Genomic DNA, 24,755 nt, shown 5'->3' on the forward strand with positions numbered 1-24,755 from the left:
GGATGAAATTTTTAGATCGCTACCTTACCCTTTGGATATTTTTGGCCATGATATTAGGTGTCGGGGTCGGTTATTTCTTTCCCCGCATTCAAGATCTTATGGCATATGTCTCTATAGGGAGTACTAATATTCCGTTAGCGATAGGGTTGATTGTGATGATGTATCCTCCATTAGCTAAGGTGGATTATAACTTATTACCTAAGGCATTTAAGGACAAAAAGGCATTGACTTCATCCTTACTACTGAATTGGGTGATTGGTCCTGTTCTTATGTTTGTGTTGGCTATTATTTTCTTGAGGGATCAACCGGACTATATGATAGGAGTGATTCTAATCGGATTGGCCAGATGTATAGCGATGGTTTTGGTTTGGAATGATTTGGCTAAAGGAAATAAAGAATATGCTGCTATGCTAGTAGCGCTGAATAGTGTGTTTCAAGTGCTTTTTTACAGTGTGTATGTATGGCTTTTTATCAATGTACTTCCTGCCAAATTAGGTTTGGCTACTTATGATGTACATATAGAGATAAGTGAAGTGATACAGAGTGTCTTGATTTACCTAGGAATTCCATTTTTAGCAGGATTCTTAAGCCGAAAATACTTGGTGAAATACAAAGGAGAGCAGTGGTATAATCACAGGTTTATTCCACGTATATCACCTTTTACCTTATATGCTTTATTATTTACGATACTGTTGATGTTCTCTTTTAAAGGACAGCAGATTGTAGAATTACCAATGGAAGTGGTACAAGTAGGTATTCCTTTAGTCATTTATTTTGTATTGATGTTTGCCATCAGTTTTTGGTTGAACTATCGTATGAAATTACCTTATGATCACAATGCTGCTATCGCTTTCACTGCTTCAGGAAATAACTTTGAATTAGCTATTGCTATTGCTATTGCAGTCTTTGGAATACATTCTCCCCAAGCTTTTGTGGGAGTAATAGGACCCTTGGTAGAAGTACCTGTTTTAATTGCTCTTGTGAGACTAAGCTTGTATTGGCAAAAGAAATATTATCAAAAATAAATATAGATAGAGACGTAGTTCACCACAGAACTGCGTCTTTTTGTTATAGTATCTATTCGAGAAAACTACTTGTACTTTTTTTGCTCTCTCTCTTCTTTTTACTGTTTTTTAATGGTAAATAGCTTTTTTTACCCTTCTTTTTTTAGTTAAAGCAGTTATTTTGATCTTTATACAACCAATATTTTAAAAAAAGCTATCATTTTTTTCGCATGGTGTTTTGTTTTAAGTTGTTGATTAATAGTGTTTTGTTTGTTTTTTATTGTTTTTTTATACTTTACTAATATCTGCTATACCCCTAGTAAAAATGGGGTATGTAGCGAAATCCTTGGACAATTCATGGACAATACCTAGAGAATAGTGGAGGAAAGAGATAGTTTATCGAAGAATACTCCTTTTATTATCCAGCTATTGTTCTTGAATTAGCTCTTGTGATTTTATTGAGTTGGAAGAGAATTATATTGATAAATAGTCATGAAGATGTGTCAGGATGTGTTTAGAAAAATAGAGTAGTACGATGGATATAGAATATGTGTTTATTATAAGTTATGGGGTTGTTTATTGTATTTAGAATTTATATTTAATTGAAGTAAGTTTTTTATGTTATTAATCTTATAACTTTATAATTGTCAGTGTTTTATTTTTATCTATCTTGGACTATACTAAACACATCTAAATTATATTATGAAAAAAGCATATTTACTAGTATTGATTTTCTTTACATCAATGTATTCATTTGCTCAAGAAAATGCACCCTTATTAACGGGAAAAGTTAATATTTCTATTAAAGAAGGAACCTTTGAATGTGACTTGACTTTATCAGATATTCCGCAGCTAAAGAATTATTATATTCGTTTAAACTCAGGCATGAATCCTTTACATTTTAGAAGTAAGGAACCAAATGACTTTTTAATTTATGCAGATAAATCATTTAGCGATTCAACTTCAACAGGAGAAACATTAGCTTACTATTTTGCAGATAATACTAAGAAAGGCAAGTTTCTACCTAAATCTTTGCAGATAAAATATGTGGGTAAATTTCCTGTAGCTACTGATACTATAGAGAATTATAGTAGAGAGGATTGGAAAGGTAATATAGCTTTTAATAATTATTCTGTTAGAGCAGATGGGAATCAATCAGGTTGGTATCCTGTTTTATACGATATAGATAAGGATGTAATTTATGACAAAGTAAAATATGATATTGAGTTAACATGTAAGGATTGTACTACGCTTTATATTAATGGGAATATACCTGTGAAGAATCAAACTCATCGTTTTAAAAGTGATGTACCTCAAGAATTAGCTATTTTTAGTGGAGACTATAAATATTCAAAAGTTGATAATACCTATTTATTAAATCCTGATATTGATGAAAGTCAAATAAAAGAATTTGGGCATTTGATAGAATCATTTAAAAATTATTATACCAATAATATCGGTATTCCATTTGAACAAGAAACGGTATTTATAAATACTACACCTACTTCCAAGAACAATGCTTGGATGTTTGTATCTTATCCTAGTATATATACTATTGGTTGGGGAAATAATGGATTGAAAAGTATTTTTAAGCCTAAGACACAGAATTGGTTTAGACCTTTTATAGCACATGAATTAGGACATTATTACTTTGGGACTTATAAGGTGTTTAATTCAGAGTTAGGAGATATGATGAGTGAAGGATTTGCAGAATATCTATCTTGGCAATTAACTAAGGATGTCTTAGGTAAGGATATTTATAAAGGGATAGTATCTAGAAAGATAGATGCATTAGATAAGTTTAAAGAGGCTGTTATTCCATTCAGTAAAATAAAGTCTCAAGAAGAGTATTTAAATAGAGAGTTATATGTGTATTACTATGCACCTTTGTTATTCGAGGCAATACAAAAAGAAATTGGAGATATGCAGATGTGGAGTTGGTTAAGAAAGATTCTTATGACAAAGACTGATTTTACAAACTATGATTTTCTATGTTCTACGTTAAAAGAGACAATAAAGGATGAAAAGAAGTTTGAAGAGATAAAAACAAAGTATTTTGAAGGGAAAAACTCTATAAATAATGCTGTTGATGTAATAAAAAAAGAGTTGTAATTCTAAAATTATACTAATGGTCTCTGTATATCCTTAAAATACACCATCTCTGTAGATGATTTATAAATTGGAATTATTATTTTTAGCTTTCTTAAAATAGAAAGAGTAAACTAATCATGGACACAAATACTAACTATATAGAGATCAATAAAAAAACTTGGAATGAGAAGGTGGCTTTGCACGTAGATTCTGAGTTCTATAATATGAAAGATTTTTTGGCAGGGGAGACTTCTCTAAATGAGATAGAGTTAAACTTGTTAGGAGATGTTAGAGGGAAGAAGATTCTTCATTTACAATGTCACTTTGGACAAGATACGCTTTCGTTAGCTAGAATGGGAGCAGATGTAACAGGTGTAGATCTGTCTGATAAAGCTGTAGAAAAGGGGAGTGAACTAGCTCAACAGTTAGGACTAGATGCTCGATTTATTTGTAGTGATGTGTATCAACTTCCAGAGGTGTTAGAGGAGCAGTTTGATATCGTATATACCAGCTATGGGGTTATTGGATGGTTGCCAGATATGAATAAATGGGCTGAGGTAGTTTCTAAGTTTGTCAAACCAGGAGGTAAGTTTGTTTTTGTAGAGTTTCACCCTTTTGTATGGATGTATGATTATGACTTTACTAAAGTAGAGTACTCTTACTTTAATGTGGAGGATATTGTAGAAACAGAAAGCGGAACCTATGCAGATAGAAGTGCAGATGTACAGTTAAAGAGTGTTAGCTGGAATCACAGTATTGCTGAGGTGGTACAGAGTTTAGTAGACCATCAATTGCAAATAAAGACCTTCGAAGAACATAATTATTCACCTTATTCTTGTTTTAACCATGTAGTAGAGATAGCTCCTAAGAAGTTTCAGATAGCTCCTTTTGGCGATAAAGTGCCATTGGTCTATGCTATCGTAGCAGGAAAGTAAGTATGATGCGGATTATATATATGAGATAATAAAGTATAATCCGTGCCTATAGTTGAGTCTATATATAGCGTATATTATAGTATAGAGTGAATAGAATATGAGGTGTATATCTATATCCATAGTGAGGTGGTAATACGTTTGTTTTTTTTGGATTAGGATATTTTGAGTAAATTTGCCTTACTACTTTAAGGTTGTCTTCTATCTTAATGACTTCATTTTTAGAAAAGTGTGTAGGTACTACTACAGTGATTGCTTTTCGTTTTTCCTAAGAATACAAGTATCAGTAAAAACAGATTTGCTCTTGTTGAGGTTATTAATAAGAGTGAGTAATACCATATTATATACATGAACATACCACGATTCTATATATTTACAGGAGGCCCAGGTAGCGGAAAAACGACGTTACTTCATGCCTTAGAAGCTCAAGGATATACCGTAATGCCTGAAGTGGGGAGGGCTATTATCCAGCGCGAACAAGCTTTGGGTAGTGATGTACTGCCTTGGGAGAATAAACAATTATTTTATGAAGCGATGCTATCTCAGTCTGTTTATGTTTACGAACATTGTATAACGGATGAGGTTATATTATGGGACAGAGGAATACTCGATAGTATAGGCTATGCCGTATTAGAAGGATTAGATATAAGTGAGGCACAGCATAGTATCGCCTCCAGTCTCCAGTATATGCCAACTGTCTTTATCTTACCTCCATGGGAAGAAATATATACACAAGACAAAGAACGTAAACAGGATATGGAGATCGCTATGGCAACTTATGAGACAATGAAAACAATGTATCAACGATATGGTTACACCCTAATAGAGGTACCTAAAGGGACAGTAGATGAACGCGTAACCTTCGTAATGAATCAATTAAAAAAAGAAGAGAATGAAAGAAATAATAGAGACTGATAGAGTGATAATTCGCCCTTTAGAAGAAGGAGATGCAGAGGGAATATTGGCTTTAGACGGAGATATCCGAGTGTTAGAGTTCTTAGGTAAGAAGCCGATAGGGAGTAAAGAAGAGGCGCTCGGCGTTATTAGATTTATTCGTCAGCAATATGAAGACTTCGGCATCGGTAGGTGGGCAGTGATAGAGAAAGAAACGAATACTTTTATTGGGTGGACAGGATTTAAGTATTTAAAAGACGGACCTAGTGGAGTGGCTGAATACTTAGATTTAGGATACCGCTTTATCTACGAGGCATGGGGTAAGGGATATGCTACTGAGACTGCAAAAGCGTGTTTAGCATATGCAGATAAACATTTGACAACATTACCGATACATGCTAGTTCTGAAGTAGGTAATGATGGCTCTAGACATGTGTTAGAAAAAGTAGGTTTTAAAGTAGTCGATACATTTTTAGATGAAGGTGTGCCAAATTTTTGGTATATTAGACTTGAGAAATAAAAGGCTATAACGAAGGAACGCTATGAATATGTTAATTAGATTATTCGAGCAATACGGGTATTTATCACCAATGTGTAAAGAGGCTTTGGAGAAAAATACTCAGATATTTTATAAGAGAAAGGGGGAGTACTTACTAAAAAAAGGACAGCTGTCAGGTAGTCTTTATGTTTTAGAAGAAGGCTTTGTGCGTGGATTCTATATGCATAATGATCAAGAGATAGATGTGTGGTTTGCTTTTGAACAAACGATCATGGGATCTACTTATCAGATGTATAAGAGCAAAGCTTCTCTTGAGTTTATACAATGTATGGAAGACTGTGTGGTACATGCGATTCCAAACCAAGTTATATTTCGCTTTTTTAAAGAGTATCCAGAGCTAAATCTTATTATGCGTCGTGCGACAGAAGACTACTGTTTAGAGTTAGAAGATAGAGCTTTTCAACTTCAGACTATGTCTGCCACAGAGCGATACCACAGATTATTAAAAGATCTAGGGAGTGATGTGAATAGAATTCCTTTAGGAAATATCGCATCTTATCTAGGTATTTCCCAAGAAACACTGAGTAGAATCAGAAGAATTTGACATATATCAAAAAAGTAGCCCTCTGTTGAGGGCTATTTTTGTGGCGTAAATAAATGATATATGAAGAATTTTATATTTTTAGCAGTAGCTATCGTTTGTGAAGTAATAGGTACAAGTGCTTTAAAAGCATCAGAACAATTCTCTAAGTTATGGCCTAGTGTATTGACTGTAGTGATGTATGCGGCTGCATTTTATTGTCTAAGTCAGACTCTTCGCACTATTCCTGTGGGGATAGCGTATGCGATATGGTCAGGAGTAGGTATTGTTTTAGTAACTTTGATAGCGATACTACTGTATAACCAAAAGCCAGATGTACCTGCTGTGTTAGGGTTAGGACTGATTATAGCTGGGGTAGTTGTAATCAATGTATTCTCTAAAATGAGTGCACATTAAATAACAAATAGAAGAGTGAGTGATATTAATTTTAAAGAGCTGAGCTATCTAAAAGAAGGAAACAAGGTACAACAGCGAATAGCTGAGGTACTAGAACAAGGATTAGTAATGGATAAGTTACGTAAGTTTGATCCTGTATTAATTGGTACTTTTCCGATAGATATTGCTATTGAAGGGAGTGATTTAGATATTGCTTGTTGTTATCAGAATAAAGAGGAGTTTATACAAACGGTACAACTTTCGTTTTCGTTTATAGAAGACTATACTTTGAGAGAAGCAGAAATAGGAGGTATGCTTACTGTAGTAGTCAACTTTACAATAGAAGAATTTCCTATAGAGTTATTCGCTCAACCTAGACCTGTAGAAGAACAAAATGGTTATCGACATATGCTCATTGAATATGTCATCTTAAACGAGAAAGGAGAAAACTTTAGGCAAGAAGTAATAAAGCTGAAAAAAGCAGGGATAAAAACAGAGCCTGCTTTTGCACAGTTATTAGGGTTAACTGGCAATCCTTATGATAGCTTATTAGTTTATGGTAATAAGGAGTTAAACAGAAGGTAATAAAGGAATTGTGGGGCTAATTTATTAGAATGTAGTATCTTCTTAAATATAAAATTACCCACTATAGGTACTAACACCTATAGTGGGTAATCGTTAACAAACATCTCATGTAAACATCTTAGACAACTAATAATAAAGATGCTCTAGTAACTAAACAATACTTGAGAAAGTAATAAGAATGTTTTAGAAAGCGTATTGTTTAGAGAAGTCTTTACCATCTCCTGATAAAGTTAGTTCTTCATTAACCAATACTTTTCCTCCTTTTTCTATTTTATAGTTGATTGGTAAACTCTCTCCATAGTTAATAATCTGTACACTATTAGCAAAAGCGTTGATAGGTTCAGTAGTTTCGATTACATACGTTTTAGTACCAGCGCCGAAGTCGTTCTTCGCTAAACTAATAGCAGACTCACCTGTTCTAACTTTACCGTTTACTTTCCATACATCTGTCTTTCCGCTAAGTGTTCCTCCTGCATAAGTTAGAGAAACAAAATCATTCTCACCTACATTAGTTAAGGATACTGTCACTTTGTAAGTATTCTTTTCTAAAGCTGGGCTGTCAGTGCTATTATCATCACTACTACAAGCTGTAGTAGATAAGCCTAATGTTAAAACGGCTAATACACTTAAAAAAGCAGTTCTTAATTTTGAGTTTTTCATGTTTTTTGTTTTGTTTTATATGTGAGTTACAAATATCAGTAGATTGGCTTTTTATGACAATCACAGAATACCATGAATCTGTTTCTAATGGTTTACCATTAATTTTTGAATAGTAAATGATGAATGTGTTTTTATTGTGATATTTGTATTTTAATACGCTATTCCATGTTGAAAAACTTTTATCTACTTATTTCTATTACCTTATTCATTTCTTTTAGTTATGCTCAGCAGTTATTACCTCTAGATGAAGAAGGTTACTTTAAAGAGATAAATAAACAAATCGAGACAAGTAAGAATGAAAAGACGAGATTAGAGAATTATTTGTTTCTATCAGAGTTTTATGCTCCTACAGATAGTGTGAAAAGTAAGGATGTGCTGACTAAGGTATTGTCTTCGCCTCATAAGCATTTGTTGTCTAAAGGTGTGATAGCTTATTATCAAGGGATTTATGAGACTAATCAAGGGAGTAAAAGCAAAGCGAGGCGATATTATGAAGAGGCGATTAAAGACCTGAAGGAGGATAAGGAAAATGTAGATGTTTTAATTCGAAGTTGGTATAACTACGCATACGTGCAAGTAGAGGATAAAGGGTATGAAGTCTTACTAAAAATGCTAACAGAGAAATGTATACCTTTAAGTGAAAAGGTAGGGAATAAGTTATATCTAGCTTATGCTAATACGCAAGTAGGGCTGACCTTTATGTCAGTGGGACAATTTGATAAAGCAGAAGAGTACCACTTTAAAGCTTTAGAAGTACTAAAGGAATTGCCAGAAGAGGGAACTATTCACTTGATTACCTACTTTAATTTAGTGAGTAATTATTGTTATCAAGCTAATAGCTCTGATGCTAAGGTGTATTTAGATAAAGCTACTCGACTTATAGATCAATATCCTAATTCGAGACAGTATCCCAATTATTATTATCAATTAGCCATGTATCACACCACTAGACAGGAATATAAACTTGCTCTAGTAAGTTTAGATAAAGGGATAGAATTATCTAGACAGATGAAACAACCTAAGCTAACTCAAATGCTTTATTTTCGCGTTTATAATGTATATCTAATGCAGCGTGATTACACAGGAGCTAAGCTTATTTTAGAACAGATCTTAAAGGATAATATCTTGAGTAAAGAAGCCGTTAATCGGAAAATAACTTTTACGCAATTAGCTGCTGTTAATGAGGTGTTAGGCGATTATAAAGAAGCTTATCAATGGATGAAGAAATCAAGTGTATTAGGTGATAGCCTCCAACAACAAAAACTGTTGGAAAAGATGAACGAATTAGAGATTATACACGATACTCATGATAAAGAAAAGACGATTAATCAATTAATGCAAGAAAAGAAGGAAGATGCTTTGATTGCTAAAAATAGAAATATGCGTATGCTGTTTTTAGCAATAGGGCTAGTACTAAGTGTAATCATAGCCATATTAGTTTTTCGAAATTATAAAAATCAACAAAAGCTAAATCAACAGATCAATATAAGCCATAAACAAGAATTGATAAACTTAGAGAATAAGCGAAAGTATGAAGCCTCTCAGGCTGTATTAATAGGAGAAGAGCAAGAAAGACAACGCATTGCTCAAGATCTACACGATAGTATGGGAGGTATGCTAGCCAATATAAGGATGTCTATTTCTTCTAAAGACACAAGTGAATCAAGTGTACTCTTGGATAAAATAGATAAGTCTATTGTAGAAATGAGAAGGATATCTAGAAACTTAATGCCTGAGACATTAAAAAATCTAGGATTGGAAATAGCTTTAAAAGAACTGTGTGGGTCTATGACGTATGAAAAAATGATTATCCAGTTTGAAGCATTTAATATAAGCACGACTATTCCTTTTCAGACACAGTTAGTTTTATATCGTATAACACAAGAGGTATTGAGCAATGTAATTAAATATGCTAAGGCAGATAATGTGATTGTACAAATTAGCCAAAACGAAGACTTATTGACTCTGACAATAGAGGATGATGGAGTAGGGTTTGACACTACCGAAGTAGTATATGGGTTAGGTATTAAAAATATAGAGAGTAGGGTACAATTAATCAATGGAACATTAACTATAGAGTCTCAAGCGGGGCAAGGAACAACGATAAATGTAGAATGTAATGTGTAGTAAAAATAAAATTACTTTAGCTATAGTAGATGATCACCCAATGATTTTAGAAGGATTGAAATCATTGTTTCAAGTAGGTGAGAAGTATCAATTATTCTTTTTTAGCAATGGGAGAGCGATAGTTGATTTTGTACAAGAGAATAGAATAGATATAGTATTGCTCGATGTAGTACTCAACGATGGTAGTGGATTGGACTTTTGTAAAATTATTAAACAGAAATCCCCTAGTACTGTAGTGATAGGTATAAGCAATCAGGAAGAGAGGAGTATTATCTTTCGATTTTTAGAAAATGGGGGTAATGGTTATATTCTCAAAAATGCTGATGCTAAGGAAATAGTCGAATGTGTAGAAAGAGCTATTAATGGAGAATTAGTCTTGAGTAAGAAAGTACAAGAGATTATGTTGACTCAATTATCTAACCCTGTAGAATTGCCTCGTTTGACTAAAAGAGAACAGCAAGTATTACACGCAGTATCTAATGGCTTAACTTCTGCAGAGATAGCTGATAAACTATTTATTTCTGTTATTACTGTAGAAACCCATAGAAGGAATTTACTGCAAAAGTTTAAAGCAAAGAATATGTTTGAACTTGTAAAAATAGCTACGGAGAACAAATTAATCTAACTTGTCCTCCGTAGGTGTCGCCTGTTTATTGAGTAAATTGAATTGGATAATAGACATTAATTTCTATAATCTAGTTATTATAAGCCAACTTTTCCTTGTACCCAAAAAGGTTGAGTAATTATATTATTAGAAGACACTCCTTTTGCTCTAAGTGCTTTTCTGAATTTCTGAATGCTTTTGCCATTGCCCATTAAATAGAATTGTCCATGTATTAATTTGTTCCATCGATATGGATCAATAGAATCTAGATAATCTACCGCAGGATACACTTCTGTATCTTCTGATTTCTGGATAAATTCCATATTAGGTAAGCAAGTATTCGCATATGCAGTGGATGCTTTGTCGATTTCGAGCAATCCCTCTAGTTTGTGATTGTTTGTTTTCATAGCTTCTTGTAAGGCTTGACAGAAACCAATACAAGTATCATCTCCATAGAAGAAGTGGTAATAAGTATTTGAATCATATACATTTTGTCCTCTAGGAAGACTTGAAATAAGCTTAGAACCTTCAGTTATTTCTTTGAAAAAAGTAGTGCCAGGTCCTTTGGCTTTTTGATGAAATATTACCTCAAAGTATCCCTCTTCTTTATTAAAGGTACTAGGAGTGTAATTGCGATATTCTGTATCTGATATCTGGATTAGTATCGCTTGTCCTATTTCATATTTAGAATTTGACAGATCTCCTGTAAATCGTATTTTCAATAATTCATTTGTCAATTGTTCTTTTTTAGTGACAGTTACAGTGATGAACATCTTACTCCATGCTGTCTTAACTATCGTACCTATTAGTTTGGGAATCTTTGGCATATTGTTCTTTTTTTTGTTGTTACAAAGGTCTGAATAATCAGTTCTTTAAGAGTAAAACTTTAAAAGGAGAAGATTGGATAAAAAGAGGAGAACGGCTAGTGGGGGAGAAAGAGGTAGAACAGAAGTTTTATTAAAAAAGAGCTTAATTCACAAAAAGAATTAAGCTCTTACAGTATCTCTGAATTGTAAAGGAGTTTGAAGAGTTAGCTTTTTAAACATACGAGAAAAATATGTATGGTCTTCAAAACCTAGATTAAAGGCAATCTCTTTAACAGGTTTATTCGTATAGTAAAGTAAACGTTTGGCTTCGTCTAGTATGGACTTCTTTAACCAATAACTAACTGTTTGTCCCGTTGTTTTCTTCACACAGTCATTTAGATGTGCTGTCGTAATATTGAGCTCATTAGCAAAATAAGAAGGGAGGTTCAGGTGTGTCTGGTGTGTGATTAAACGTTTAAAGTTACTTGTAATCACTGTTGGTTGTGATTGAACTCCTAATTCGTTGTTTTGTAAATTATGCGTTGTTTGGGAACAAATACTGTACAATGCGGTTGAGAATAGTCCATTAATAATCTGCATCTTATGTTGACTATCCTTAGCAGTGTGTTTCTTCATTAATTCAAAAGTAGTAGCAAGCATTTGCATCTCATCTTCTTCTATGTTTAGAAGTTGCTGACTCTCAGGTAGAGTGTATAACAAGTCATTGATATCGTTAGGAATCCTATACTCTTGTATGCCTAAAAGATAACCAGTGAAGTCATCACTAATGTGTCTAACATTGTGTATTTGATGAGGTTTAACGATAAGTATATTATTGCGTAAAGCAGTGAATGTTTCCATCTCACAGTCCATTCTCATCTCGCCATTAGTTACAATAGAAATCACGTAATAATCATCTCTATGGGTATGGTTAATGATAGCTTTTTTCTGCTCTATATGCGTATGATCTTTTACATAAATACCACCTAAGGCTTTAGGGGACTGGCTGTAAGTGATAATATCGTTAGTATGAGTCATTATATTGTTATTTAATAGACTACAAATATACTATAATTATTTAGAATCTATTTAAATAGAGAGCGAATACTTTCGTAAAGAAGTGTGAAATAAGACAATATGTACAAATTATGTCTTATAAAAAGGGCATAAACTTGATAGTTTATGCCCTTTAAGAATATTATAAAGTGCTATTAGTTAGCAGCGTTAACGATAGCTACAAAATCATCAGCTACTAAAGCTGCTCCACCGATAAGACCTCCGTCTACATCTGGCTTAGAGAAGATCTCTTGAGCATTGCTAGGTTTAACACTTCCTCCATAAAGAATAGAAGTATTTTCAGCTACTGATTTGTCGTATTTTCTTTCAATCTCTTGACGGATAAATGCATGTATTTCTTGTGCTTGCTCTGGAGAAGCAGTCATTCCTGTACCTATAGCCCATACCGGTTCATAAGCGATAACGATATTGCTCCACTGCTCTTTGGTAAGGTGGAATAAACCGTCTCTTAATTGATTGAAGATCACGTTTAAGAATTGTTTGTTCTCTCTGTCCTTAAGTTCTTCTCCGATACAGTAGATTACGCGCATATTATGACGTAACGCCGTATTTACTTTATCAGCTAATACAGCATCTGTTTCATGGAAGTAATGTCTTCTTTCAGAGTGTCCAATAATAACGGTCTCAACTCCAATAGCAGTAAGCATTTGTGCAGATATTTCTCCTGTGAAAGCGCCTCCTTCAGCTTGGTGCATATTCTGCGCAGCTATTTGTACATTAGTACCTTCTAGGTGAGCTACAGCACTAGCTAAGTTTACAAATGTTGGAGCTACAATCACTTCAACTTCTTTTCCAGAAGGTAATTTTTCAATTAACTCGTCTAATAGAGTGTGCGTTTCTGAATAAGTTTTGTGCATCTTCCAGTTACCCGCAACGATTGAATGTCTCATATTATTGAATTTTTTTAAGTAAGTCTTTTATTTGATCGAAGTTTTTCTCAGTAGCATTGTACAATGCAATTTTACCTTCTTTATCAACAACGATATAACGTGGGATCCAGTTTAAATCTAATGATTTACCGAAGTCTCCTTTCATTCCTTTTCCTTCTTTAGAGTAGTAGTGAAGACCTTCAATACCGTATTTTTCAATAGCCTCTTTCCAAGCTTCTTCTGTTTTATCTAAAGAAAGATTGACAAAAACTACGCTAGGAAACTCTTTTTTAATCTCTTTCATCGTAGGAACAGCTTTGATACAGTCAGGACACCATGCAGCCCATACATCGATTACTACAGCTTTACCTTTTTGTTGATCTAAGATTTGTTGTAACGTAATAGCTTTGCCATCTAGTTCAGCGAAGTCTTGTTCTAATGCTCTTGTGGCAAATGCAGTTGTATCTTTTACTTGTTCTACTTCAGGTGTAGTATCTGCGTCTTCTTGTAGTGTAGTTGATACTTCTTCTGTTTTTTGAGTCTGCTCTTTACAAGAGGCAAATGTAATAGCGACTAATGCTAGGGCTAAAAATATCTTTTTCATTGTTTAAATATCTGTTTTATTGTTTCTAATTTAACTTGATTCTCGGATCGAGATAAGCATATATCAAATCTACTAAAATAGTAATGATTACGAAAGAAGAAGAGATAATAAGTACGGCTCCCATAATGACGGGTAAGTCTAATGTGTTTAAAGCATCTACTATTTCTTTTCCCAATCCGTTCCATCCAAAAATATACTCTACAAATACTGCTCCTGCTAACATAGAAGCAAACCATCCTGATAAAGCTGTAACTACAGGGTTTAAGGAGTTTTTTAGAGCGTGTTTGTATATGATTTGTGAGGTACTTAACCCTTTAGCTTTAGCAGTTCGGATATAATCTTGATTTAAGACTTCTAGCAATGTATTTCTCATCAATTGAATTACGACAGCTAAAGGTCTTATTCCTAAAACAACTGCCGGTAATATAGCATTCTTTAGCATTAGATGTCTTCCTTCGCCAAAGTTGTCTACTTCATATAAACTACCTGTCATAGGTAGCCCTGTGTAACTATGCAGTACATACCCAAATATCCAGGCAAATAAAATAGCACTAAAGAAAGAAGGAATACTCATCCCAAAAGTACTAATAATAGCTATTGTTTTATCTAGCCATGTATTTTTAAATAGTGCAGATATAATCCCTAAAAGTACTCCTATGAATAAAGCTAGGCCTATAGCTAGCACTGCTAGTAATATTGTATTTGGTAGAGTCTCTGCGAGTATAGTACTCACTTTTTTTCCACTTTTCTGAAAGCTCTCTCGTAGATAAGGAGCTTTTAGCATTAGGCTGTATTTCGCAGTACTAAAAAGAGTTGTTCCCGTATATTTATCCGCTGTATTAAAGCTGTAATCCTCTTCATTATTGCTGTGAATAGAGATAGGGGATAAGTCGTTTAGATAGAGTATATACTGTTTCCCCTGAGGCTGGTCAAAGCCGTATTTCTTTTTAATTGCTAACAATTGTTCTGAGTTTTCATTTTGATCCAACATCATTCTGGCAGGATCACCAGGTAAAATATTAAACAAAAAGAATACTACAGTAACTACACCTAGTAAGGTGAAGAAAGCGTATAATAGTTTCTTTAAAAAATAACTTAACAAGAGGTATAATGCTTATTTTAAGTTTACAGATTCTCTGTCGTTCCAATGTTTTTTCTCTACAATCACTCCATTTTCTAAAACAACGATACTAGGGTTACCGCGCTCTATTGTTTTAAGTGTCGTTCCATCACAAGTGTAGTAATCAAAAGGCAATTTATACTTTTGAACTGTCTGTTTTATCAAGTCTTGATTAGAAGCTGTCATACCTGCGACTACATATCCTTTAACAATTGCTTTATTGGCAAAGTCTTTCATCGCTTCTAGACCTTTTTCGTCAGCTCTATTTAAGTCATACGAAATAAGCATTACTAATTTTGGCTCGGTTAACATCATTGGCAATTGGTCAAAGCCGTCTTTATCCATAGTCAAGTCATGAATAGGAGGTTGGTATCCCTCAGAGATAAGTTTTTCTTCTCTTCTCAGGTATTTAGCACCTTCTGGTAATTTAGTTAATTCTTTATCAGAGAACTTGCGTTCTTCTCCATTTACATCATAGTAGAACGTAATTTGATAAACAGCTTTAGGCGCATCCTCAGGTATTTCCATGCCTTTAGCGATATCTGTACCTACTTTATAAGCTCTAAAATCCTTAAAGGGTAAGTGGTTTAGCACCCAATAACCCATAAAACTGCATAGTGCTAAAGTTATTATAAGAATACTACTATTGACTTTATTAGAAAAGATGGGTTTAATCACTTGATTGTACTTCATAATGATTAAAATCAATATCAGTAGGACAATATCCTTAGTGAATGACCCCCAAGGCGTTAATGGTACTGCATCTCCAAAACATCCACAGTCTGTCACTTTATTAAAGAATGCAGAGTAGAAGGTAAGGAAAGTAAAGAACACAATCATTAAGAATAATAGAGCAATTGTCAGTTTACGTGCATATCCTATTAACAAAGCTACTCCTAGAATTACTTCAGCGATAACTAGCGTTACAGCTAACCCTACTGCATAAGGAGCCAAGAAAGGAATATTTAAAACAGCCTCAGAGAAATACTCTTCGAGCTTATAAGAGAAACCCATAGGGTCGTTTAACTTTACTAAACCTGATAGGATAAATAATACTCCTACAAAGATTCGAGACAATTGAGCAATTATTTTCATAGTTATTTGATTGTGTTAGAACAGTGATTTATTGGTTTGGTAAATCTAAGTGTATCAATGCAAAAACAGAATAGTTAAGCATGTCTTGGTAGTTAGCTGCTATTCCTTCTGATACAATTGTTTTTCCTTGATTGTTTTCGATTTGTTTTACGCGAAGTAACTTTTGTAAGATTAGATCAGTAAGCGAACTTACACGCATATCACGCCAAGCTTCTCCATAGTCATGGTTTTTATTTTCCATTAATTGTTTTGTCTCTGCTACTTTTTTATCGTATAGAGCAGTTGCTTCTTCTGCTGATAGATCAGGTTGATTAGCCACGCCAATTTCTAAATTGATTAGAGCCATGATACAGTAGTTCACAATGCCTATGAACTCTGGAATCTCTCCCTCATCTACCTTGCGCACTTCATTTTCTTGAATACTTCTCAATCTTTGTGCTTTGATAAATATTTGATCAGTTAAAGAAGGTAATCTTAGGATACGCCATGCACATCCGTAGTCTTTCATTTTCTTCGTATATAAATCTCTGCATATCGCAATTACTTGGTCGAATTGAGTAGAAGTCGTATTCATTTGGATTATATTTGTGTAATATTTTTTCAAAAATACTAATAATACTAACCCTTTGAAAGAGGCAAAAGTATTTTAGTTGTTTTTATTATATAAAACTACACAAAAAAATAATGTATTACACACGATGACAATAAATTGTAAAGGGGAATTAATTGATTTAAGTATTCCCAAAATTATGGGAATACTGAATGTCACTCCTAATTCTTTTTTTGACGGAGGGAAGTATAAGACAGATAATGCCTTTCTGAGTCATGCTGAGCAGATGATAAGAGACGGTGCTGACTTTATCGATGTAGGTGCTTATTCTAGTAAACCAAGTGCGGAGTATGTATCTGAACAAGAAGAAATAGACCGTATCGTTCCTATTGTAGAGTTACTTCAAAAAGAGTTTCCTAACATTCATCTTTCTATTGATACTTTCAGAGCAGGAGTAGCACGTGCTACGATAGAAGCAGGAGCATCTATGATTAACGATATTGCTGCCGGATATTTAGATGATAAAATGTTAGAAACAGTAGGAGAGTTGCAAGTGCCTTATATCATGATGCACATGAGGGGAAATCCCCAGACTATGCAGTCTATGACTACATATAATGACTTAGTAAAAGAAGTGAAAATATACTTCTCAGAGCGAGTAGCGAAAGCAAGAGAATATAAGATTAACGATATCATACTAGATCCAGGCTTTGGCTTTGCTAAAACATTGGAACAAAATTATGAGCTGATGAGTAAAATGGAGTTGTTATCTTCTTTTGAATTGCCTATTTTAGTAGGTATATCTAGGAAGTCGATGATCTATAAGTTATTTGATATTACTCCTCAAGAGGCATTAAACGGAACAACAGTATTAAATACAGTAGCTTTACAAAAAGGAGCTCATATCTTAAGAGTTCACGATGTGAAAGAGGCTGTGCAAACAAGAGAAATAATAAAACAATTGAGTATATGAAAAAAGTGCTACTATTAATACCTGCTTTACTATTATTAGTGAGCTGTAATAAGAAAGAAATGCAATTAAGTAGAGCTTCTTTTATCGTTGAAGAAGGAATAGATGATCATTCACCTATTTACTTTGAAACAGGAGAAGAAGGAAAGAGTTTTAATTTAAATGATGCCAACAGAATTGCTGGTACAAATTATATTGTTTCTGTTCAACGCGATTTAAATGCTAAAGAAGTACTACAAGAGATCAAGAGAATTAAAGATCACAAATATGCAGAAGACAATATGCATAGAGATGAGAAGGGAGTATATCTAAGTTATGCTGATACACTACACAAGCACCTTTCTCTTTTTCCAATTAAAGACTTAGACTTTGGTTTTGTAGGACCTACTTCTTTAGATAAAGTAGTATATCTAAAAGATGCTAATAACTTTTTAGTAGAAGGCAAGTCAGTAACTAAAGACCAATTAATAGAAGCTATAAAGGATAAAGATAGTCTACAATTAGGAGTGAATAAAGACGTAACATACGAAACTTATTTACAGACTCGTATTTTCTTTGTAGAAAAAGAAGTAGTAGATAAGTTTTTAAAGACAGATTTAATCTATTAGTTGAATCGTGAAACTGTGAAATCGTTTTTTTGTGAAACCGTGAAACCGTTTTTTGTGAAACTGTCCACTGTAAACCGATTAACTGTCCACCGTAAACCGTAAACTGATTACTGTAAACTGTAAACCGTTCACCAAAAACCTATTCGTGATGATAAGGTTCATTGCGTAGGATAGTGAATCCTCTATAGATCTGTTCGATAATAAATAAACGAATCATCTGATGGGAAAATGTCATTTTAGAAAGTGATATTTTCCCTTTTGCATTTTTATACACGTCTTCTGAGAAACCATAAGGTCCTCCGATTACGAATACTAAGGTCTTGATACCAGAGTTCATCTTCTTTTGTAGCTCATCAGCGAAGCCAATGCTAGTAAACTCCTTTCCTTTATCATCTAGTAAGATTAGCTGATCAGTAGGGCCTATCTTAGATAAGATTAATTCTCCCTCTTTTTGTTTCTGCTGATCTTCAGACATATTCTTCGCATTTTTGATATCAGGAATTACCTCTAGGTCAAACTTTACATAAAAAGACAATCTCTTCATATATTCATCCATTAACGTTTGTAATGGTTTACTGTCTGTCTTTCCTATTGCAAGTAATTTGATATTCATCTGTCTGATTTATTTTTTTGCAAAAGTAGTTTTTTTATAGAAAATAGCACACTGTCTAAGGTGTATTTATAGCCAATGTAATACTAGGTTGCAGATGTACAACGCAATTTTAGTGATTAATGCAATCATAGTAAGGTGTGTTTAAGTTAGTTGGTGTCGTCGAATGGAATGGTGTATCTCTTTGCGCATAAAGGGTATAAATACAAAAAGAGAGATATAAACCCATAGTATTAATAAGGTTATCAAAAAGGAGGTTAGAATGAGAAAGCTAATCGATGAAATATAGTTTTGTAATAGATTAATCAGATTAAAAGAAGGAGTTATAACTAGTATCACAGGACTTCCAAGAGCCATAGTAGCCACTCTAGTTAAATACCACTTCTTATTACTTTCTTTATTGATCTGTTTGAGTTCTATCTGCCATCTGACCCCCATACCAATAAAACTTAAAAGAAGTATAAAAGATGTGATTGTAAATATTTCTAAATAGTAATTAGGCAGAGTTAAACCAATAGCGAAACTCAATAAGAATATAGCTAGTGAAACAATTATTTTAGGAATGGTGAAGAAACTTAATAAGACCTTATACATCTGTTTTAAGTAACTATTCGTTGCCAGTTTTATTTTAGAGTCCACTACATCACTAAACCCAAATACCCCAAACTTCTTAAACTCTCTATCTAGTGCTGTTTCAAAAGTTAGTGAACCATCCTCTTTCCATTGAGACTCTATTCCATTGGCTAAGTGATCGACTAGCTCCAGTTCGATATCATAATATTCTACATAGTGTTTCTTTACGAAAGTGTGTAGAGCTTGTATTTGGTTAGTAGATAGTGTTTTCATAACAGTAGTTATAGGGTGTTAAATTTCTTGATAGTAGCTTCTTTTTCTAGTTTGAGCTTAGGAGATATAACATTATATGTAATGTATATCCAGAGTCCTACGAATAAGATAAGTACACTTGATAACACAATAGACTTATTAGCTATAAACCTTCCGAAATAATACGTGATGTATAGAGCAGATAAAGGAAATGCTATTACAGATAATCTTATTCTATCCATAAACCATTTCTTTTGAGTTGCTTTATGAAGCTTTTTAATTTGAGTCGCCTCCATGATATAATAAATGAAAACTAGAGGCATTAGACTCCATATAATCACAGAGATTATATCTCTATTCTCAAACATAGTTGATAGATAATTAAGTGATGTATATATGATATAAAAGAGTACACTCGTTAAGAGTAATTTAGGCCAATGCAGGAAGCGCAGAACTTCTTTTAGAATAATGCCAAGATAAAAATGCGATAGAGTATTCTCCTTCTTTTCAATGATTGTACTAAACCCATATACCCCAAACTTCTTAAACTCTCTGTCTAACGCTGTTTCAAAAGTAAGTGAACCATCCTCTCTCCATTGAGACTCTATTCCATTGGCTAAGTGATCGACTAGCTCCAGTTCGATATCATAGTATTCTACATAGTGCTTTTTTACGAAAGTGTGTAGAGCTTGTATTTGGTCAGTAGATAGTGTTGTCATAATAGTGCTGATTTAATAGTTAAGAAGACTTTAATTGACCTTTCTTTATTAAGTTTCTGAATAAATAGATATGATACCAAGTAAGAATAAAGTGGTACATAACTACATAATCTATACTTTTATAGTTTAACTCAAGTAAGTCATCTAAAAAGGCCATCAGAACAAACAAGAAAACACTTAAACTGATTTCTATTACCAATAACCGTTTGTATATATCTAAATAATATCCTTTTAGTTTTCTAGTTTTATACAGTGAGATAGTTGCGACAGCTACAGTAATTGTTAGTATTGACACAAAAGCTGTCATAGCATTTATTTCTTGGATGCTGAAGAAAACTGTAAACCCAACAGATACAAAAAAAGTCAAGAGGTATGTAATCCAATTCGATTGAGTAGTAAGTTTAGCTACAGGCTGAGCTATAAACTTAGGAATACCTTTATAAATCCCGAAGTACTCAAGTAATAATTTAGAGTGCCATTTATTAAATACAATATTGTATGCCTCTCTATATTCATCGCCTTCACTCATTAGTTCTTCTATCTCACAAGCAATGTGATCTAGTACCTCATCACGAGTATCTTGATACTTGATGTTGTATTGAGTGATTAAGAATTTTTCTATTTGTTTTATTTGGTCAGTAGATAGTGTTGTCATAAGTGCCTAGTTAATAGTTTTTAATATTCTATCTCTTTCATTTTTGTAGGTTGGCTTGATGATATTAAGACCTACATATATACTAAGTATAGTTAAGGTAATACCTGAGGCCATTAATAAACAATCTCCTATAGAATCATAGGTAGTAGGTAAATCAAAGAGCCTTTTACCTTGCATAATGATATTAAAGAAGATTGTATTCGAGAGTAACGAAAAACTCATAACAGATGAATAAGTACTGTCTAATAGTAGTTTTTTATTCACTTTTTTGCGTAACATTAAATCTTTTGCATAGCTATAAAAGAATACAATAACTGGGCTCATTATAAATATCATTGTTAAGAATTTAAATTCTTGACCTATCCAATGAAGTAATGCTGCAATGAGTAAAACTATAGCTATAACTGTAACTATTAAGGGAAATGTGAAAAACTCTTTTAAAGATCTAAAAAACATATGTTTATATTCTCTGAACTTTTGTTTCTCTCTACTTTCTTGAATAGATAAGAATTTATAAGAACCAAAGTTGTCATATTCTTTAGCTAATAGGTATTCTAAGCTATTATTGTCACTTTCAGACCATTTCTCTTCTATAGAAGAAGCTAGATGATCAGTAAGTTCTTCTATTATTTCGTAATACTTCACATCTTTACTGATAATAAAATCTTTTATCTCTTCTATTTGATTAATAGTAAGTGTTTTCATAATTACAATATTTTAGATGAAACACTGTTGTATTCTTGGTTATGTTTTAAGGTCAAATACATGGCTGTATTCGATAAGAATATAGCTAGTAGTAAGAATGTTAGGTTTAAGTAAACTATCGAAAAAGTACTCGTGAAACTATAATATAAAGATACCATACCATCTAAAACAAATACACTAAACCAAGCAACGCCTTTGATATGTTCAGTGTAATAATCCAGTTTAAAGTTCGCGTAACGATTCTTTTTATACTTGAGGTACCCCATTACTAACATAGGAAAACCTGTGATAGCTAAAGCTAAACCTAAGATGAATAATTGATCTTTGATAAAGACATGAATTATAGAGGTAGTGAATATAGCCAAAACAAATAGTAGCCCAATACTTTGCATATCTTTTACAATTAATGGACTAACTATAAATCTAGGCGTTTTGTTGATCACCCAATTAGAAGGCTTTAGTTGACTATGCCATTTAGCTATTGTTATTTTACTAGCCTCGTGAAAATAAGCACCTTCATTCATTAGCTCTTCTATCTCACAAGAAATATGATCCAATACTTCCTCACGAGTATCTTGATACTTGATATTGTATTTAGAGATTAGAGTATCCTCTATATGTTTTATTTGGTTAGTAGATAGTGTTGTCATAGTGATTTTTGGTTACTAGTTAGTTTTTAGTAAGTTATTTTTATCTCTAACATATTTTGGTTTTAGATAGAAGTATACACTGTACTGTGTAAGTAGTAATAGTGTAAATAGCACACTCTTAGTTGTATATATAAAGCTTAGTGGTAGTATTCCGTTGTCAGTTACAGACATATAATTCTTTATAGAATGAGTACTTCCAAATACTATTATACATATAACACTAGCTATGATACTATAACTTTTATCATTAAGGGTTTTTTTATAACCATTCATATATCTATACTTTTGCAAAGCTTTAAGTGTTTCGCTAAAAACAATTACCTGTCCTATACCAAAAATTATAAGTATTATTAAGTTAGATAGCGATGCTAACAATAGCGAATGCTGTGTTAGTGTCATTAATGAATATAAAGAAAGAACAACAGCTATTACAGCTAATAGTTTAAAAGAAGTTAAACAATCTTTTACTCCTTTTAAGACAACTAGACCACACTCTTGTATCTTTATGTTCAGGATGGTAGACTGTACTTTGCTTAAACCTTTAATCCCAAATTTATTAATCTCTATAGTCAAGGCCTCTTCAAAAGATACTTGGGTATTAGATTCTCTCCATTGTTGTTCTATACCATTGGCGATATGGTCTGTCAGTTCTTCTATTACCTCTATGTATTCAACCTTGTGGTTGATTAGTTCTTGTCTGATTTTATCTAGTTCTAGTGGTTGTAGTGTTTTCATAGTGTAATTAGTTATATTACTTTAGATTGTGATATTTCATTCTTTTTTTTAAGTACCATAGGTCTCAGTTTATTGAGAATGATGAAAGGGATAATCAACAAGAGTGTAAATAGAATACTTTTAGGTATCCAGATAAAAGCGCTGTTTGAATAGATAAACTGTTGAGAAGTTTTACTGAAACAAAGAATTATCATAGGTATTAAAGAGAAATAGGTTAACTGCTTTGCTAGTAAATAGTACGCATTAGAAATATACCTTTTTGTATTTCCTAGATAAAGTAATTTACAACTACCGTCACTGTCTATCATGATAACTAGATTAAAAGTTACAATCGTAGCTAAATAACCAACATTAAATATTCTGTCTATAAAATACCATTTACTTGAAATATTAAACAGTAGAAGCGTACCAATAAAAATAGCTAGTAGATAGAACACTTTATAAGTTACAAAGTACTCTTTTATACCTAAACCGATGATACGCAAGTACTCATATATTTGAGCTTTATTCATCTGAGTTTGTACTTTGTTTAATCCTTTAACCCCGAATTTATTAATCTCTATAGTTAAAGCCTCTTCAAAAGATACTTGGGTATTAGATTCTCTCCATTGTTGCTCAATACCATTAGCAATATGGTCTGTCAGTTCTTCTATTACCTCGATGTACTCTACCTTTTGGTTGATTAGTTCTTGTCTGATTTTATCTAGTTCTAGTGGTTGTAGTGTTTTCATAGCATTTTCTTTTTTTAAGCAATCTGTGTACGACGTTGTCTACTATTTTCTCTAGATAACACTATAATATTGATACAGTGGTATAGGGCAACTAATGATAGTAGGTCAAGGTCTCCCATAGTAAAGCCGTTAATCATATACCCGTAAACTTTTATACCAAGTATAAGAGTGAATACAAGTAGTATACTACCAGATACCATAGATTTTAGTATCAAATAAGAAGCTCTATAGTGCTGTCTCTTGCGGTTCTTTATGAATAGTAGAACAGATAATACAAGCCCTATAAAACTGATTGCAAAAAAGCTAATATTATGGGTGGTATGATCTAATTTTAAAAAGAGTGAGTTGATTAAGGCAAACAAGAAAGTGATAACACCTGCTATTCTCCATCTGTTATCATCTCTGCGATACCACGTATTAGAGATAAAAGAAGGGACATGTCTATACTTAAAGTCTTTTCTAGGAGTCAGCATAGGATGCCATTTATCAAATACTTGTATAAAAGCTTGTTCAAACTCGTATCCTGTATGATATAGCTCTTCTATTTCACAGAAGATATGATCTGTCAATTCTTCTTTAAGATTGGCATAACGCACATTATATCTTGCTATCTCAGCGATAATTAGTTTTTGTTGGTTTATAGTAAGTGTTTTCATTGTGTTTTGTCTTTGGTGGTTACCAATTATGTCAATTTTAGGTTGACAATGTTCTGCATATTGCGGATAAAGCTTTCTAGCTCTTCCATTTTAGAAGTAGTTTCTTTTACTCCAGATTCTGTGAGCTTATAGTACTTACGTACTCGTCCATCTACACGCTCTAGTTCTACATCTAAGTATCCATCAGCTTCTAGCTTGTGAAGGGCAGGATAGAGAGCACCTTCTGTCAAGCTCATTTCTCCTTCGGTTACTTCCTTTACCTTTTGCGTGATTTCATACCCATACATTCTCCCATTCTGATCGAGTAGTTTCATGATGATGGCATTGAGACTTCCTTTATAAAGTTGTTGTTGCTTTTTCATACTTAAGATTCTTATGTATAGCAAAAGTATAAAAAT

30 protein-coding genes are annotated in these 24,755 nt (G+C 33.0%); 12 read left to right on the plus strand and 18 right to left on the minus strand.

The annotated features are described in order from the left end of the window. The first annotated feature begins 2 nt into the window (after positions 1-2). The 8 genes from arsB to HX049_RS06725 all read left to right on the plus strand — a co-directional run bounded on the left by arsB (position 3) and on the right by HX049_RS06725 (position 6,981). On the plus strand, positions 3-1,025 hold the full coding sequence (gene arsB, locus HX049_RS06690; RefSeq protein WP_286414988.1) for an ACR3 family arsenite efflux transporter: 1,023 nt from the start codon (positions 3-5) through the stop codon (positions 1,023-1,025). A gap of 681 nt (positions 1,026-1,706) precedes the next feature. Further along, entirely contained in the window at positions 1,707-3,116 is a 1,410-nt protein-coding gene (locus tag HX049_RS06695) for a hypothetical protein (protein ID WP_286414989.1), read from the plus strand. A 116-nt stretch (positions 3,117-3,232) separates the two neighbouring features. Next, a complete protein-coding gene (locus tag HX049_RS06700) occupies positions 3,233-4,030 on the plus strand; it encodes a class I SAM-dependent methyltransferase (RefSeq protein ID WP_286414991.1) in 798 nt (265 codons plus the stop codon). 345 nt (positions 4,031-4,375) lie between these two features. Then, complete coding sequence (locus HX049_RS06705) at positions 4,376-4,942, plus strand: AAA family ATPase (RefSeq protein ID WP_286414992.1); 567 nt, start codon at positions 4,376-4,378, stop codon at positions 4,940-4,942. Continuing rightward, positions 4,920-5,441 (plus strand): GNAT family N-acetyltransferase, encoded by a 522-nt coding sequence (locus tag HX049_RS06710; protein WP_286414993.1) that lies wholly within the window; start codon positions 4,920-4,922, stop codon positions 5,439-5,441. The genes HX049_RS06705 and HX049_RS06710 overlap by 23 nt, the downstream gene beginning before the upstream one ends. Positions 5,442-5,463: 22 nt before the next feature. Continuing rightward, positions 5,464-6,024 carry a Crp/Fnr family transcriptional regulator gene (locus tag HX049_RS06715; protein ID WP_286414995.1) on the plus strand — a complete coding sequence of 187 codons (561 nt, stop codon included), beginning with the start codon at positions 5,464-5,466 and terminating at the stop codon, positions 6,022-6,024. A 60-nt stretch (positions 6,025-6,084) separates the two neighbouring features. Next, complete coding sequence (locus HX049_RS06720; RefSeq protein ID WP_286414997.1) at positions 6,085-6,417, plus strand: SMR family transporter; 333 nt, start codon at positions 6,085-6,087, stop codon at positions 6,415-6,417. Between the two features lie 15 nt (positions 6,418-6,432). Further along, the gene (locus tag HX049_RS06725; protein WP_286414999.1) at positions 6,433-6,981 is read left to right on the plus strand and encodes a DUF4269 domain-containing protein; all 549 of its coding nucleotides are present in this window, start codon (positions 6,433-6,435) and stop codon (positions 6,979-6,981) included. A gap of 183 nt (positions 6,982-7,164) precedes the next feature. Here the strand turns inward: HX049_RS06725 and HX049_RS06730 are convergent, their stop codons facing one another. After that, positions 7,165-7,641, minus strand: coding sequence for a hypothetical protein (locus tag HX049_RS06730; RefSeq protein ID WP_286415002.1), 477 nt, complete (start codon positions 7,639-7,641; stop codon positions 7,165-7,167). Positions 7,642-7,806: 165 nt separating this feature from the next. Between HX049_RS06730 and HX049_RS06735 the strand changes: the two genes are divergently transcribed. Beyond that, positions 7,807-9,768 carry a tetratricopeptide repeat-containing sensor histidine kinase gene (locus tag HX049_RS06735; RefSeq protein ID WP_286415004.1) on the plus strand — a complete coding sequence of 654 codons (1,962 nt, stop codon included), beginning with the start codon at positions 7,807-7,809 and terminating at the stop codon, positions 9,766-9,768. Further along, complete coding sequence (locus HX049_RS06740; RefSeq protein ID WP_286415006.1) at positions 9,761-10,393, plus strand: response regulator; 633 nt, start codon at positions 9,761-9,763, stop codon at positions 10,391-10,393. Before HX049_RS06735 ends, HX049_RS06740 begins: the two co-directional genes overlap by 8 nt. Before the next feature lie 77 nt (positions 10,394-10,470). On the opposite strand, the gene HX049_RS06745 is transcribed toward HX049_RS06740, so the two are convergent. From HX049_RS06745 to HX049_RS06775, 7 genes are all read right to left on the minus strand, one after another. Continuing rightward, positions 10,471-11,199 (minus strand): FAD-binding oxidoreductase, encoded by a 729-nt coding sequence (locus tag HX049_RS06745; protein WP_286415009.1) that lies wholly within the window; start codon positions 11,197-11,199, stop codon positions 10,471-10,473. A gap of 159 nt (positions 11,200-11,358) precedes the next feature. Then, positions 11,359-12,216, minus strand: a complete 858-nt coding sequence (locus tag HX049_RS06750; protein ID WP_286415011.1) for an AraC family transcriptional regulator — start codon at positions 12,214-12,216, stop codon at positions 11,359-11,361. 173 nt (positions 12,217-12,389) lie between these two features. Further along, complete coding sequence (gene tpiA / locus HX049_RS06755; protein WP_286415013.1) at positions 12,390-13,145, minus strand: triose-phosphate isomerase; 756 nt, start codon at positions 13,143-13,145, stop codon at positions 12,390-12,392. Between the two features lies 1 nt (position 13,146). Continuing rightward, positions 13,147-13,728, minus strand: a complete 582-nt coding sequence (locus HX049_RS06760; RefSeq protein ID WP_286415015.1) for a TlpA disulfide reductase family protein — start codon at positions 13,726-13,728, stop codon at positions 13,147-13,149. Between the two features lie 25 nt (positions 13,729-13,753). Further along, positions 13,754-14,830, minus strand: a complete 1,077-nt coding sequence (locus HX049_RS06765) for an ABC transporter permease (RefSeq protein WP_286415017.1) — start codon at positions 14,828-14,830, stop codon at positions 13,754-13,756. Between the two features lie 12 nt (positions 14,831-14,842). After that, the gene (locus HX049_RS06770) at positions 14,843-15,943 is read right to left on the minus strand and encodes a BT_3928 family protein (RefSeq protein ID WP_286415020.1); all 1,101 of its coding nucleotides are present in this window, start codon (positions 15,941-15,943) and stop codon (positions 14,843-14,845) included. A 28-nt stretch (positions 15,944-15,971) separates the two neighbouring features. Further along, positions 15,972-16,517, minus strand: coding sequence for a DUF1599 domain-containing protein (locus HX049_RS06775; protein WP_286415022.1), 546 nt, complete (start codon positions 16,515-16,517; stop codon positions 15,972-15,974). Between the two features lie 124 nt (positions 16,518-16,641). On the opposite strand from HX049_RS06775, the gene folP reads away from it, so the two are divergent. Both folP and HX049_RS06785 read left to right on the plus strand, forming a co-directional pair. After that, positions 16,642-17,466: a dihydropteroate synthase gene (folP, locus tag HX049_RS06780; RefSeq protein WP_286415023.1), complete on the plus strand. Its 825-nt coding sequence runs from the start codon at positions 16,642-16,644 to the stop codon at positions 17,464-17,466. Beyond that, a complete protein-coding gene (locus HX049_RS06785) occupies positions 17,463-18,071 on the plus strand; it encodes a hypothetical protein (protein ID WP_025124730.1) in 609 nt (202 codons plus the stop codon). The genes folP and HX049_RS06785 overlap by 4 nt, the downstream gene beginning before the upstream one ends. A gap of 139 nt (positions 18,072-18,210) precedes the next feature. On the opposite strand, the gene rlmH is transcribed toward HX049_RS06785, so the two are convergent. From rlmH to HX049_RS06835, 10 genes are all read right to left on the minus strand, one after another. Further along, the gene (rlmH, locus tag HX049_RS06790) at positions 18,211-18,684 is read right to left on the minus strand and encodes a 23S rRNA (pseudouridine(1915)-N(3))-methyltransferase RlmH (protein WP_286415025.1); all 474 of its coding nucleotides are present in this window, start codon (positions 18,682-18,684) and stop codon (positions 18,211-18,213) included. A gap of 141 nt (positions 18,685-18,825) precedes the next feature. Continuing rightward, positions 18,826-19,527: a hypothetical protein gene (locus HX049_RS06795; RefSeq protein WP_286415027.1), complete on the minus strand. Its 702-nt coding sequence runs from the start codon at positions 19,525-19,527 to the stop codon at positions 18,826-18,828. Between the two features lie 8 nt (positions 19,528-19,535). Continuing rightward, on the minus strand, positions 19,536-20,225 hold the full coding sequence (locus HX049_RS06800; protein ID WP_286415028.1) for a hypothetical protein: 690 nt from the start codon (positions 20,223-20,225) through the stop codon (positions 19,536-19,538). A gap of 19 nt (positions 20,226-20,244) precedes the next feature. Then, positions 20,245-20,880 (minus strand): hypothetical protein, encoded by a 636-nt coding sequence (locus tag HX049_RS06805; RefSeq protein WP_286415030.1) that lies wholly within the window; start codon positions 20,878-20,880, stop codon positions 20,245-20,247. Between the two features lie 6 nt (positions 20,881-20,886). After that, positions 20,887-21,585: a hypothetical protein gene (locus HX049_RS06810; RefSeq protein ID WP_286415031.1), complete on the minus strand. Its 699-nt coding sequence runs from the start codon at positions 21,583-21,585 to the stop codon at positions 20,887-20,889. Between the two features lie 2 nt (positions 21,586-21,587). Beyond that, positions 21,588-22,235 (minus strand): hypothetical protein, encoded by a 648-nt coding sequence (locus HX049_RS06815; RefSeq protein ID WP_286415033.1) that lies wholly within the window; start codon positions 22,233-22,235, stop codon positions 21,588-21,590. A 15-nt stretch (positions 22,236-22,250) separates the two neighbouring features. Beyond that, the gene (locus HX049_RS06820; protein WP_286415037.1) at positions 22,251-22,970 is read right to left on the minus strand and encodes a hypothetical protein; all 720 of its coding nucleotides are present in this window, start codon (positions 22,968-22,970) and stop codon (positions 22,251-22,253) included. Between the two features lie 11 nt (positions 22,971-22,981). Then, on the minus strand, positions 22,982-23,701 hold the full coding sequence (locus HX049_RS06825; RefSeq protein ID WP_286415039.1) for a hypothetical protein: 720 nt from the start codon (positions 23,699-23,701) through the stop codon (positions 22,982-22,984). A 14-nt stretch (positions 23,702-23,715) separates the two neighbouring features. Further along, complete coding sequence (locus HX049_RS06830; protein WP_286415040.1) at positions 23,716-24,357, minus strand: hypothetical protein; 642 nt, start codon at positions 24,355-24,357, stop codon at positions 23,716-23,718. A 26-nt stretch (positions 24,358-24,383) separates the two neighbouring features. Further along, positions 24,384-24,719: a PadR family transcriptional regulator gene (locus tag HX049_RS06835; RefSeq protein ID WP_006258534.1), complete on the minus strand. Its 336-nt coding sequence runs from the start codon at positions 24,717-24,719 to the stop codon at positions 24,384-24,386. Positions 24,720-24,755: the final 36 nt, after the last annotated feature.

Origin of the sequence: Myroides odoratimimus (assembly GCF_030326305.1) — a bacterium.
Taxonomy (GTDB): Bacteria; Bacteroidota; Bacteroidia; order Flavobacteriales; family Flavobacteriaceae; genus Flavobacterium; species Flavobacterium odoratimimum_A.